12 protein-coding genes and 1 pseudogene are annotated in these 11934 nt (G+C 60.1%); 6 read left to right on the top strand and 7 right to left on the bottom strand.

The features are described 5' to 3' along the window. Window positions 1-63: 63 nt before the first annotated feature. Window positions 64-954, top strand: a complete 891-nt coding sequence (locus ETEE_RS12995) for a dihydrodipicolinate synthase family protein (RefSeq protein WP_034163731.1) — start codon at window positions 64-66, stop codon at window positions 952-954. A 12-nt stretch (window positions 955-966) separates the two neighbouring features. On the opposite strand, the gene ETEE_RS12990 is transcribed toward ETEE_RS12995, so the two are convergent. The 5 genes from ETEE_RS12990 to ETEE_RS12970 all read right to left on the bottom strand — a co-directional run bounded on the left by ETEE_RS12990 (window position 967) and on the right by ETEE_RS12970 (window position 4319). Beyond that, window positions 967-1611 carry a YoaK family protein gene (locus tag ETEE_RS12990; protein ID WP_034163823.1) on the bottom strand — a complete coding sequence of 215 codons (645 nt, stop codon included), beginning with the start codon at window positions 1609-1611 and terminating at the stop codon, window positions 967-969. A 100-nt stretch (window positions 1612-1711) separates the two neighbouring features. Further along, window positions 1712-2332 (bottom strand): ATP-binding cassette domain-containing protein, encoded by a 621-nt coding sequence (locus ETEE_RS12985; RefSeq protein ID WP_034163732.1) that lies wholly within the window; start codon window positions 2330-2332, stop codon window positions 1712-1714. After that, a complete protein-coding gene (locus tag ETEE_RS12980; RefSeq protein WP_034163733.1) occupies window positions 2319-3107 on the bottom strand; it encodes an ABC transporter permease in 789 nt (262 codons plus the stop codon). The genes ETEE_RS12985 and ETEE_RS12980 overlap by 14 nt, the downstream gene beginning before the upstream one ends. 6 nt (window positions 3108-3113) lie before the next feature. After that, window positions 3114-3860, bottom strand: coding sequence for a molybdate ABC transporter substrate-binding protein (gene modA / locus ETEE_RS12975; protein WP_034163734.1), 747 nt, complete (start codon window positions 3858-3860; stop codon window positions 3114-3116). 213 nt (window positions 3861-4073) lie between these two features. Then, complete coding sequence (locus ETEE_RS12970) at window positions 4074-4319, bottom strand: DinI-like family protein (RefSeq protein ID WP_034163736.1); 246 nt, start codon at window positions 4317-4319, stop codon at window positions 4074-4076. 457 nt (window positions 4320-4776) lie between these two features. Between ETEE_RS12970 and cuyB the strand changes: the two genes are divergently transcribed. Together cuyB and ETEE_RS12960 are read left to right on the top strand one after the other, a co-directional pair. Beyond that, window positions 4777-5496, top strand: a complete 720-nt coding sequence (cuyB, locus tag ETEE_RS12965; protein WP_034163737.1) for a cysteate racemase — start codon at window positions 4777-4779, stop codon at window positions 5494-5496. Window positions 5497-5573: 77 nt separating this feature from the next. Further along, window positions 5574-6875 carry an anaerobic C4-dicarboxylate transporter gene (locus ETEE_RS12960; RefSeq protein ID WP_034163824.1) on the top strand — a complete coding sequence of 434 codons (1302 nt, stop codon included), beginning with the start codon at window positions 5574-5576 and terminating at the stop codon, window positions 6873-6875. A gap of 37 nt (window positions 6876-6912) precedes the next feature. On the opposite strand, the gene hypT is transcribed toward ETEE_RS12960, so the two are convergent. After that, window positions 6913-7839 (bottom strand): hypochlorite stress DNA-binding transcriptional regulator HypT, encoded by a 927-nt coding sequence (gene hypT / locus ETEE_RS12955; RefSeq protein ID WP_034163738.1) that lies wholly within the window; start codon window positions 7837-7839, stop codon window positions 6913-6915. Between the two features lie 195 nt (window positions 7840-8034). On the opposite strand from hypT, the pseudogene ETEE_RS12950 reads away from it, so the two are divergent. Beyond that, window positions 8035-8595, top strand: a pseudogene (locus ETEE_RS12950) (N-acetylmuramic acid 6-phosphate etherase); the annotation flags it as partial. A gap of 257 nt (window positions 8596-8852) precedes the next feature. Here ETEE_RS12950 and ETEE_RS12945 read toward each other — a convergent pair. Then, window positions 8853-9446 (bottom strand): helix-turn-helix domain-containing protein, encoded by a 594-nt coding sequence (locus tag ETEE_RS12945; protein WP_034163740.1) that lies wholly within the window; start codon window positions 9444-9446, stop codon window positions 8853-8855. Window positions 9447-9589: 143 nt separating this feature from the next. Between ETEE_RS12945 and ETEE_RS12940 the strand changes: the two genes are divergently transcribed. Next, window positions 9590-9823 carry a helix-turn-helix domain-containing protein gene (locus ETEE_RS12940; RefSeq protein WP_034163742.1) on the top strand — a complete coding sequence of 78 codons (234 nt, stop codon included), beginning with the start codon at window positions 9590-9592 and terminating at the stop codon, window positions 9821-9823. 2 nt (window positions 9824-9825) lie between these two features. After that, window positions 9826-11895, top strand: coding sequence for a Mu transposase C-terminal domain-containing protein (locus ETEE_RS12935; RefSeq protein WP_034163743.1), 2070 nt, complete (start codon window positions 9826-9828; stop codon window positions 11893-11895). Window positions 11896-11934: the final 39 nt, after the last annotated feature.

Here is an 11934-nt window from a genome sequence, read left to right as displayed (position 1 = left end):
AAAATGGAGTCAAACTCCATACAAGAAAGCCAAAAAACAAGATAACTCCAAAAGGATGCTAGCATGAAAAAGCTAACCGGTTTGATCGCTGCACCGCATACCCCGTTTAAGGCCGACGGCAGCGTTAACTACCCGGTCATCGACCGCATTGCCGAACACCTGATCGCTGATGGCGTCACCGGCGCCTATGTCTTGGGCACCACCGGCGAGGGTATTCAGTGTTCGGTGGAAGAGCGTATGCGCATCGCCGAACGCTGGGTCGACGCCAGTCAGGGAAAGCTGGATCTGATCGTTCATACCGGGGCGCTGAGCATTGCCGACGCCGTGACGCTGGCGCGTCATGCCAATACCCTGGATATCATGGCGACCTCCGTGATCGGCCCCTGCTTCTTTAAACCGGGCAGCGTAGATGACCTGGTCGAATACTGCCGGCTGGTGGCCGAGGCCGCGCCGGATAAAGGTTTTTATTACTATCACTCCAGCATGTCCGGCCTGAGCATCGACATGGAGCGCTTCCTACAAAGTGCCTCCGGGCGCATTCCCAACCTGAGCGGCATGAAGTTCAATGCCAGCGATATGTATGAGTACCAGCGCTGCCTGCGGGTAGAGAACGGCCGCTTCGATATTCCGTTCGGCGTCGATGAGTTTATGCCCGCCGGGCTTGCCTGCGGCGCCACCAGCGCCGTCGGCAGCACCTACAACTACGCCGCGCCGCTCTATCTGCGCCTGATGGAGAGCTTCCGCCGCGGCGATATGCAGGATGTCGCCCGCTGCATGGATAAAGTGATCGCCATCATCCGGGTGCTGGTCGAATATGGCGGCGTCGCCGCGGGCAAGGTCGCCATGCAGCTGCACGGCATCGACGTCGGCGATCCGCGCCGTCCGCTGCGCCCGATGACGACCCAGCAAAAGGCCGACGCGCTGGCCAAATTCCGCGCCGCCGAGTTCCTGTAACCCCCCGCGTCGTCAGCCGCCCGGCGTCCCGGCGATGCGACGGCTCAGCAGGGCGGCCGCCAGCAGCGGTATACCAACCGCGATAAAACCGACCGCGCCAAAGCGGTCGGTCAGGGTTCCCCCCAGCAATGCGCCGCCGACAAACCCCAGAATACCGCAGAGCAGCGTCGCACGGGCCGGACGATCCGGCGCCGCCCGCCCCGCCGCCAGGCTGTTGAGCAGCGACGTCGACATCCCGGTGATGTAGGTCGAGTGCACCTTGGTGGTATGCAGGCTCTGGATCACGCCGTTCTGCAGCCCCAGCGCCAACGCCTGCAGCAGAATAAAGCCGCTGGGGCAGCCCCAGCGCCAGAGTCCTGCCCCCGCCAGCATCAGCAGCAGCTGTAGCGACAGCAGCGGCGCAATGCGCCGCGTATCGCTGTCCGTCATCCGACGCAGACGCCAGCGACTCCCCCAATAGGTGCCCAGTAGGAAGCAGACCAGCGCCACGGCGCAGTAGCCCAGCGTCAGCCAGCGTCCCTGCGCCAAATAGATCATCGCCAGCACCGCATTCCCGGTGATATGGCCGGTAAAGGTACCCAGCAGGACAAACGCGCCCGCATCGGCAAACCCGCCGACCAGCGTCAGCAGCAGCAATACCCGAATCCGATTATCCATCCCGCGCACCCTCAAGACCAACAGCACCGTCCACACCGTCCACACCGTCCACACCGTCCACAGCATAGCCGATCGGCGTCCGGACGCCATCGCGGACGCGCTAGGTCAGGCGCCGCAGCCGCCCCGCCTGTAGCTGGTAGCAGGCATCGGCCAGGGCATCGACCTCGCGCGGCTCGTGGCTGACCAGCAGCAGCGTCATGGCGCGCTGGCGCTGCACCCGGCGCAGACAGCCCCACAGCCGCCGGCGCAGGGGCCAGTCCAGGCTGGAGAAGGGCTCATCCAGCAGCAGCAGCGGCGGGGCGCTCACCAGGGCGCGCGCCAGCGCGACCCGCTGCTGCTCGCCGCCGGACAGCTGCTGGGGATAGCGCTGCGCCAGATGGTCCACCTCCAGCTCCCGGAGCAGCGACAGGCGATCCTCTGCGCAGCGCGGTCGCCCGGTCGCAAACTGCGCCAGCGCCAGATTCTGCTCTACGCTGAGAAACGGAAATAGATACAGCCGCTGATTCAGGTGGCGGCAGGGCCGACGCCAGGGCGGCAGCCCATCGATAGGGCGTCCCGCCACGCACACGCTGCCCCGGTACGGCAGATGACCGGCGATCGCCCGCAGCAGGGTGGTCTTGCCGCTGCCCGAGGCCCCGCAGACGGCGGTACAACCCGCGGCGGCGGCGGACAGGCTGACGCCGCGCAGGATCGCACAGTGCAGCGCATCAATATGCAGCATATGTCCCCTTTTCCTTCGGCGGGCGCACGCCGTGCAGCAGCAGCAGAAGGGCAAGCGCCAGCAGGATCAGCAGCAGGGCGCAGCCGACCGCGGCGGAGAAGTCGCCGCCGGCGATATTCAGATACACGGCGATCGGCAGGGTCTCCGTTTTCATCCGCGTCGCCCCCGCCAGCATCAGCGTGGCGCCAAACTCCCCCAGCGCCCGCGACAGGGCCAGCACCGCCCCGCTGACCAGGGCGCGCCACACCAGCGGGATCTCCACCAGCAGGAACGTCGCCAGCGGCGCCAGCCCCAGATTATGGGCGGTCTCCAGCCAGGCGCGATCGATGCTGGCCAGGGCGGCGCCGGCGCTGCGCAGCAAAATCGCCGTGGCGACATAGGTCTGGGCGATCACGATCCCCAGCGGAGAAAAGAGCCGCTGCGCCAGCCCGGGCAGCCAGCCCCCCAGCGGCCCCTGATGTCCCAGCAGCAGCAGCAGGCCGATGCCGGTCACCAGCGGCGGCGTCACCATCGGCAAATCGAGCAGCAGATTAAGCCAGCGTTTTCCCGGCAGCGGCACCCGTATCATTGCCCAGGCCGCCGGCAGCGCAATCAGACAGGCCAGCGCCAGCGACAGCAGCGCCGTCGACAGAGAGAGCCCCAGCGCGAAGCGAATCTCTGGATCGCGCAGCAGCGCCGCCAGCATGGCAAGATCGATCTGTCCCAGCAGGGAGGCCAGCGAACCGACGATCAGCGCCAGCAGCAGCAGCAGGGGCAGCAGCGCCAGCGCGCGCACCGGACGCTACTTCGCCAGCGGCAAATAGCCGCGATCGGTGAACGCGCGGATCCCCTGGGGCGAGGCGAAGTACTCCGCCAGCGCCCGAGCCGCCGGGGCCTGCTCGCTGCCCTGCAGCACCGCGATCGTCGCCACCTCCTGCGGCACACCGAGCGGCGTCGGCAGCAGGCGCAGCCGATCGCGGTGGCGCATGGCATCCGCCCGCCCGATCACCGCGGCATCCACGTCGCCGTTGAGCACATACAGCAGCAGCTGTTTAATCGTCGTCGCCTGAACCACCACCCTGCTGCGCAGCGCCTGACCGTATCCGCTGGCCTCCAGCAGCACATCGCCGCTGCGCCCCAGCGCAATGGCGTGCGGATCGCCCATCCCGATCCTCAGCGGGCTTTGCGCCAGCTGCGCCAGCGTCTCCACCTGAGCGCCGGTATCCCGCCGCACCACCATCACCGGCGTATGCAGCACCAGCGGCGCGGAGAAGGCTACCCTTCCCTGAGCGCGCAGGCGCTCGACATAGTCGGCCGAACCGGGTAGAAACAGATCGCCGGCGTGCGTCAGGTTAATGCGCGTCAGCAGCTGCCCCGATCCGCCGTACTCCACCGTCACCCGGTGGCCGCTCTGCTTCTCAAAGGCGCTGACCACTGCCTCTACCGGCTCCCGCAGGCCGGCGCCGGCGTACAGATGCAGCTCTGCCGCGGCGGCCAGTGCCCCCCAGCCCCACAGTAACGCCATCCCTAACCCCACACGCCATTTCATATTCACTCCGTCTTCCTCGGTCGATCCAATCGCTATATATATAAATATATTACGCTAGCCCGACAACGGCCAAAGGCGGGCAACGTGATCGCACTCGGGCTTTTTAGATGGGGACAGACGCGGGGGGGACGGACGGGGCGGTGTGGCGGTGTGGCAAAGAGAGATTGAGGGCGGGGAGCGGTAGCGCCGCTCCCTACGAGATCACGCGGGCGATCAGCTGCGCCAGTGGCCGTGCTGCTGCACATCCTGCTGCAGCTCATGGAGCACGATACGCACTTCCTCATTATCGTGAAAGCCCTCTGCCGTAAACGTCGTTTCATCGCCGTCATGCACGATCAGCAGACTGCTCTCCGGGTAGACCTCTTTCACCCGCGCTCCCAGCTCTGCAACGTAGGCGTCATATTCCGTGGCAGAAAGGTGTGCAATGCTGGTATCAGCGATACTGATTTTAATATCCATGACAGACTCCTCACATTAAGGGCGGATGGTAAACGAACCGTCATGAGTGTAAGAGCTCACCTAAGACAATGCAACGCATTCATCCTGCTGAGCCATAAGCATTATTTTATGCCGATCTCCGCTATCGCGCCCGCCGCGGAGCACCGGGCGCAGCCCGGCTACGGCACTCGCGCAAGCGCCGCAAACTATGCACTATTTGCATATATCAAGCCTTTTTCGCATGACGCCGCTGTACCGCATTACGCAATAAAACCCTATCAAAACCGCATTGTAGTAGGTGATAGCCCACTATTACACCATCCATACCAAGCCATACTATGTGTAATTTGCATTGATACACGTTTTATTGCATTTCCACCGAAGGCGCTTCGCCGCCTAGCATTCTGTCAAGACGCCATGACGTGCCTCGGCACGCCCTGGCCGTGGACAGCGTACTCAGTCAACCGGGGGAAACAGCGTGAAAGGGTTAATTGGCGTATTGGGCGGCATGGGGCCAGCCGCCACCGTGGATATGTTCAATAAGTTCGTCACATTTACCAGCGCGAGCAGCGATCAACAGCATATTCCGCTGCTGATCTCCTCCATTCCAGATATTCCAGACAGAACCGCCGCGCTGATGCAGGAGGGCCATTCACCGCTGCCGGCGATGCGCGACTATTTACAGCGCCTGGAACAGGCCGGCGCCGAGTGCATCGTGATCCCCTGCAATACCGCCCACTTTTGGTTTGATGAGCTGCGCCAGTCCTGTCACGTCGAACTGCTCAACATCGTCGAGGCGACCCTGAACGAGGTGTGCGCCAGCGGTCAGCGCCACATCGGCCTGCTGGCCACCAACGCCACGCTGTATATGGGGCTGTATCAGCAGGCCATCGAGGCGCACGGCCTGCGCTGCATCGCCCCCGATCGCGAGGGGCAGGAGCAGGTCATGGAAAGCATCTACGCCCTCAAGGCCGGCGACGCCGAGCGTGCCCGCAGGCTCATGGAGCGGCAGGCCGACGCGCTGTTCGCCCGCGGCGCGCAGATCATCGTACTGGGCTGTACCGAGGTGCCGGTGATCCTGGCCGAGGCGCAAAGGGCGCAGCCAGAACGCTATATCGAATCGACGGGTGCGCTGGTGCGGGCCGGCATCCGCTGGTATGAAAAACGCGTCGGAAAAACCGACCTCCTGACGCAATAACCCGCACGGCGGCGGCCGCCGCCCCCTTTTCTTCACTATTGCTGCTAAACGGCATTGCACTGCCTCTGGAGGCCTTTATGGTATGGCTAGAAATCATCGTTGTTCTGGGCGCAATCTTCTTTGGGATCCGCATGGGGGGGATCGGCATCGGCCTGTGCGGCGGGCTGGGGCTGGCCATTCTGACGCTGGGCCTTGGCCTGCCCATCGGCTCTGCGCCGGTAGACGTGATCCTGATTATCATGACCGTTGTCGTTGCCGCCTCTGCGCTGCAGGCCGCGGGGGGGATGGACTATCTGGTGCGACTGGCTGGCACCTTCATGCGCCGTAATCCACGCTATATCAATATCATCGCACCTATCATCACCTGGTCCATGACCATTATGGCCGGTACCGGCTTCATCGTTTTCTCAACGCTGCCGGTCATTGCCGAGGTCGCTAAAGACTCCGGTATCCGGCCATCGCGCACCCTGGCCGGCTCCGTCGTCGCCTCGCAGATCGCCATCTCCGGCTCCCCGATCAGCGCCGCCATGGCCGCCATGCTGACCATCATGGAGGGCAACGGCGTCACCTTTATTCAGGTGATGGCGATCTGTCTGCCCGCCTCGTTTGTCGCCGCGATGGTCGCCGCGCTGATCGCCTCGCGCCAGGGGTGCGAACTGCAGGATGACGAGGTGTACCTGGCGCGTCTGCAGAAGGGGCTGGTCAGCAAATACCAGGAGAAGCAGAACGTCGATACGCCGCAGGCCAAGCGCTCCGTCGCCCTGTTTCTGCTGGCGACCGTCGCCATCGTGATCCTGGCGGCCTTCCCGCAGCTGCGTCCCGGCTTTGATATCGGCAAGCCGATGGGCACCCGCGATATCATCATCATCTGCATGCTCTCCTGCACCTGCCTGATGGTGCCGCTGTGTAAAACCAACGGCGATGCGATAGTGATGACGCCCACGTTTCGCTCCGGCATGAGCTCGCTGGCGGTGATCCTGGGGATCGTGACGCTGGGCACCACCTTCGTCGACGCCCATATGGATCAGATCAAGTTCATCGCCGGTGACGTCCTGCGCGCCTACCCGATGCTGCTGGCGCTGGTGCTGTTTCTAACCTGTGCGCTGCTCTATTCGCAGGGGGCCACCACGCCGCTGATCATTCCGCTGGCCATCGCGCTCGACGTCCCCGTCTGGGCCATACTGGCATCCTATGTCGCCGTCACCGGTGTCTTCGTGCTGCCGACCTATCCGACCTCGCTGGCGGCGATGGAGTTTGACACCACCGGCTCCACGCGGGTGGGTAAGTACATCGTCAACCACCCCTTTATGCTGCCGGGGCTGGGAGGGATCGTCGCGGGTGTCGCCTTCGGCTTCCTCATCGCCCCGCTGGTGGTCTGAGTACACCCCGCTGCGTCTGCTCCGCCCCAGGGCGGAGCTATTCCATCTCCCCCGCCCTGACGCTAAACAGCTCGCCCAGCAGCTGCCAGAAACGCTCCATGCTCTGGCTCATCCGAGTATCCAGGCGGTAGGCATAGGCATCGATCGGGATCAGCAGGGCCTGGCTATCGAGGGCGACCAGGCGCCCCTGCGCCAGCTCCTGACGGATGCCGTAGCCCGGCAGCCAGGCGATCCCCGAGCCATCCAGCGCCACCTGCTTGAGCAGCTCACTCATCGACGAGACGAAGACGGTACGAAAATTCAGCGACGTATCGCGCGCCAGCACCCGATTAACCTGCCGCCCCATGTAGGAGTTGGCGGTGTAATTCAGCAGCGGCGCATCGGCCTGATCCAGCCGGTACAGCGGCTGACCGTGCCGATCGGTGGCGCACACCGGAAACAGCTGAGAGGAGAAAAGATGAATGTGGGCAAACGGCGTCTGAAGCAGGTTATCGTCATGATAGGAAAAGATAAAGTCGCTCTTCCCCTCGCGCAGCGTATCGACGGCCCTGTCCACGTCGATGGCCTCGACCGTATAGCTAAACGGCGCCGGCATCCGCTTTACCAGCGAGGGCAGCAGCCCCAGCGACAGGGAGTGGGCCGCCGCGATCGCGATCCGCTGCTGGGCCGGATCTCCCCCCGAACGCAGCTCGGCCAGATTGCTCTCCAGCTGCTGCAGCAGGCTGCGCACCTGCGAATGAAAAATTTTTCCCTGCTCGGTCAGCTGCAACGGCGATATGCCGCGGTCGAACAGCACGACGCCGCAGGCCTGCTCCAACGATTGAATACGGCGGCTAAACGCGGACTGGGAGACATTGCGCCGCATGGCGGCCTGGGAAAAATTGCGACACCCCTCCAGCGTTAAAAAATCGTACAGCCATTTGGTTTCAATATTATGCCCCTGCCCATAGCCTACCCGCTCCATGCCCTTTCTCCGCCGCGATCGCGATTGCTCCGCCGCCGCGCCGCGCGCGCCGGCCCCGAAACCTGCGCTGATTATACCCCGGCGCGGCGCGTTATCATGTGCGATAACGCCGGTCTCTCCCAACGGTGCTATGCTGTGTCACCGCGCGGCGCCGGCCGTCTGCGCCGCGCTACCCACAGCCAGAAAGAGGAGCCCATGAGCCTGAACCTTGACGCCATGATGACCGAACGCCGTAACCCGGCCAGCGCCGCCATCGATACCCTGTCCACCCTGGACATTCTGAACCTGATCAACGCCGAAGACAGTAAGGTCGCCCCGGCCATTGCCCGTATCCTGCCGCAGATCGCCCAGGCGGTGGATGCCGTCAGCGCCGCCTTTGCGCGTCAGGGACGACTGATCTACTGCGGCGCCGGCACCTCTGGGCGCCTGGGGATCCTGGACGCCAGCGAGTGTCCCCCCACCTTTGGCACCCCGGCAGGACAGGTGATCGGCGTGATCGCCGGCGGACAGCGGGCCATTCTGCAGGCGGTAGAGAATGCGGAAGACAACCCGCAGGCGGCGCAGGACGATCTGCAGCGCCTGGCGCTGTCGTCCCGCGACGTGGTGGTCGGTATCGCCGCCAGCGGACGCACCCCCTATGTCCTGGGCGCCCTGCGCTACGCCCGCGACCTCGGGGCGACCACCGTGGCGCTGAGCTGTAACCCAGACAGCCCGATGGCGCCGCTGGCCGATATCCTCCTGACGCCGATCGTCGGCCTATGACTAGGGAAGATATTTGATACTGGTGGGAACAACCGGGAGTAAGTGAAAACTGATGGGATTTCTAAGGGTTAGGCTGTTGATGGGGAATCCAGCCTTTTGATACCGATTTCTAAAAATAGCCCCGATCGGGAAAACTATTGATACTTCACTCAAACTGCTTTCAAGGGGATTTAAACACTTTCAAAACCCTATGAAGCTTATTCTAACATGTCTGACCCTGTTGGCGGTAGGACGGGCTTTACATCCATGATCTAGCCCGCTTTTACGTTTACAACGTCAGCAGCCTGTTTATCGTTTTCAATTTCAGCCAAAATCTCTCTGACACGCTCGTCAGGCATATCTTCCAGCATCAATGCAGCTATACGTTTTCTCCCCTCTAAGCGCAGCAGACTCTGGTTCTCAGCATTTAGCAATCGTGATAAATAGCGAGCACCGTTGAGAGCGAGTAACTTGGATAACGCCTCCGCGTCATCAACGTCAAGAGCACTGAGAATGGCGATTAAACGTTGCAATACAACGTCCTGAGAAATTGTTAACGGGGTGCAAGTCTGCCTCTCGGGAGCGGGTACGGAGTCACCGCTCTTGCCAAATGCAAGCCAGTCGATGCTAACTCCTTCTGCTTCTGCAATTTGACTCGCTACTTGTAGAGATGGGATGGCATCTTTTTCAAAGTAATTATTTAAAGTAGAGAACGGAAGCCCCCATGCCTTTGCTACAGCACTTTTAGAGCGTCCCTTCATTAACATCTTAAGCCTTGCTCTTATGCTTTCTTTTTGAATCAAGGGAAAAGAAAAATCATCACCTTTACTTAAAACGCTTTCCTTTCTCATAACATCATGATTCATAACAATTTATCCTTTTGTAGATACTTTTAACCAAAGAAAGTGATTTTTAGGCTTTACTTTTCTTTTGTAGTGATCAATTATTTATCTGTAGAGATTATCCGGCGGGATTATCCGCACAGATAACTTTTAAGGATAAGCGAACGATGATGAGAAATGAAGTGGTAAAGCAGGACTGGCACCCCGCTAATGTTGTAGCGGCTGTCCATGTCAAGGGGCTCACCCTCCGTGAACTCTCCCTTGGTGCAGGGTTGAAGCAAGACTCGCTAAAAAATGCGCTTTATAGAAAGTGTCCCAAATATGAGCGCATTATTGCCGCCGCAATAGGCGTCAATCCTGAGGATATCTGGCCCAGCCGTTACTCACGAGAGGCTGCGTGATCATGTTTGTCTCTGTAAATGAATTAGTCGGTATATCTGGACTTCCTGGCACAGTGCAGGGAATTCGTGCAGCACTCAACAAATGGGCTTGTGACGGCATGAAGCGGAAACGCCCTGGCACAAAGGCGTTTGAGTACAGCATTGATTGCTTACCGACAGCTATCCAGGAGCAGGTGCGTACTCGCTATGTAAAACAGATGATGACTTCTCCAGTAGCGGCCCTAGCTCCCGTTACACCGCAGGGAAAAGGTCGTGATGAGGGAAAAATCGCCCTTTATCGCAAGTGCCCGGCACTGATGGAGCAAAAACTGGCTGAACTCAACACCGCACAACGTGAAACCGCTGACGCTCGCATGGCGCTGGTCGCAGAAGCGTTAAAACTGGGTTCAATTCCAGGCTATAGCTGCGCTAAGGCTATCCGAGAGCTGGTCAAGCAAGCCAAAGAGGGAGCATTGCCGAAGCGCCTCGCTGAGGTTGCGGCAAAAGCCAATGCCAAAAAGGGAAAAAGCCGTGCGCTGAGTGAAATCACGCTAAAGCGCTGGGTTGCCGACTATAAACGGGCTTCCTCGGCTGCCGAACGTCTGGTTTTGCTGGCTCCCGGTAAGCGCCAGCCAGTACCGCCAGAGCAGATAGCCTGGCTCCCCGCTTTCCTGGAGTACTGGCGAGATCCCAATGGGATTTTGATGACCGAGGCTTATGAGGCATTTGTCGCGGAATGGATGGATCGCTATGCAGATCAGCCGGATATGCAGGCGGCTGTGCCCTCTTATGATGCAATCCGCTATGCAATGGACAAGCTACCTGCGGTGGTGAAGCAAAAAGGCCGGATAACGGGCAGCGAAGCTCGCCAGATTGAAGGTTTTGTCCGCCGTGACTGGAATTGCCTACCGGTGAATTATGTCTGGATCGGCGATGGTCATGGGATGAAGGTTAAAGTCGCGCATCCTGACCACGGTAACCCATTCTCACCCGAGGTGACGTTTATTCTCGATGGTAGCTGTCGTTACATCGTGGGCTGGAGCCTGGCATTGTCCGAGAGTGTGATCGCGGTTGCCGATGCACTGCGCTACAGCATAGCGAAGAATGGTAAGCCCTGGATTTATTACTCAGATAATGGTGGTGGTGAGACTAATACGGCATTTGATGCGGATATAACGGGTATTTTGCCTCGCCTGGGTATCGATCACCGGCTAGGTATTCCAGAGAACCCACAGGGCCGGGGCATTATTGAGCGCCTTAACCGCACATTAGGGATGCGCATCGCGCGCCAATTTGCCACCTACTACGGCACCGGGGCAGATAAAAGCACGGTTCGGCGTATGGGAAAAGCGCTTAAATCAGCGCTTAACGCTGTTGATAAGGGCAAGGTGTTAACCGCCAAACAACAGCAGACATTACGTGATTTGCCCTCTTGGGACGCAATGGTGGCCGCCATTGAAGACGGGATTGAGTGGTACAACAATCGCCCCCACTCATCCTTGCCTAAGCGGGGTGATGGCGAGCATTTCACACCAGCACAATTTCGGCGTTACAAGCTGGAAAAGGAGGGTACGCAGCTTGAATGGCTGTCCAACGTCGAATTGCGCCATATGTTTATGCCGCAGATTGAGCGAACAGTAAACCGTTGTGAAGTCAGGTTATTCAATAACCTTTACTACTCGGAAGCATTACGCAATGAGCATGGCCGCCAGGTGTTGGTGAGCTATGACGTACATGATGCGTCCAAAGTTATTGTCTGCCGTATGGATGGCACGCTGATTTGTGACGCGATTTGGGATGGCAACAAAAAAGAGGCATTCCCGGTTACAGCGGCGTATCACAACCGCCAGCAGCGGATCAAAGGTATGCGCCAGCGTGGCGAGGAAAAAATCCGACTGGCCGAAGCCGAAAATCAACAGACGTTACCTGCACCGGGTGCGCCAGAGTGGCTCCCAGCAAATGTATACCGCCCTATAGGAAATACGGCCCTAAAAGCGGTCACGGTGGAAGTGGAAGATGTAGAAGACGACGATGCATTCCAGCGAGGCGTTGCATTGCTGGCCAAACAGAAAGCACGCAATAGCGGAATTTAAGCAAAAAAATAACCCGAGCAGCCACTCAGGTTATCTGGA

Source organism: Edwardsiella anguillarum ET080813 (assembly GCF_000264765.2).
In the GTDB taxonomy this organism is placed as follows: domain Bacteria; phylum Pseudomonadota; class Gammaproteobacteria; order Enterobacterales; family Enterobacteriaceae; genus Edwardsiella; species Edwardsiella anguillarum.
This window is presented reverse-complemented; position numbering and strand designations above follow the sequence as displayed.

Excerpts from the sequence above, each read along its gene's own strand:
- ETEE_RS12995 (WP_034163731.1), top strand. The coding sequence starts at position 64 with ATGAAAAAGCTAACCGGTTTGATCGCTGCACCGCATACCCCGTTTAAG.
- ETEE_RS12990 (WP_034163823.1), bottom strand. The coding sequence starts at position 1,611 with ATGGATAATCGGATTCGGGTATTGCTGCTGCTGACGCTGGTCGGCGGG.
- ETEE_RS12985 (WP_034163732.1), bottom strand. The coding sequence starts at position 2,332 with ATGCTGCATATTGATGCGCTGCACTGTGCGATCCTGCGCGGCGTCAGC.
- modA (WP_034163734.1), bottom strand. The coding sequence starts at position 3,860 with ATGAAATGGCGTGTGGGGTTAGGGATGGCGTTACTGTGGGGCTGGGGG.
- ETEE_RS12970 (WP_034163736.1), bottom strand. The coding sequence starts at position 4,319 with ATGGATATTAAAATCAGTATCGCTGATACCAGCATTGCACACCTTTCT.
- ETEE_RS12960 (WP_034163824.1), top strand. The coding sequence starts at position 5,574 with ATGGTATGGCTAGAAATCATCGTTGTTCTGGGCGCAATCTTCTTTGGG.
- hypT (WP_034163738.1), bottom strand. The coding sequence starts at position 7,839 with ATGGAGCGGGTAGGCTATGGGCAGGGGCATAATATTGAAACCAAATGG.
- ETEE_RS12945 (WP_034163740.1), bottom strand. The coding sequence starts at position 9,446 with ATGAATCATGATGTTATGAGAAAGGAAAGCGTTTTAAGTAAAGGTGAT.
- ETEE_RS12940 (WP_034163742.1), top strand. The coding sequence starts at position 9,590 with ATGATGAGAAATGAAGTGGTAAAGCAGGACTGGCACCCCGCTAATGTT.
- ETEE_RS12935 (WP_034163743.1), top strand. The coding sequence starts at position 9,826 with ATGTTTGTCTCTGTAAATGAATTAGTCGGTATATCTGGACTTCCTGGC.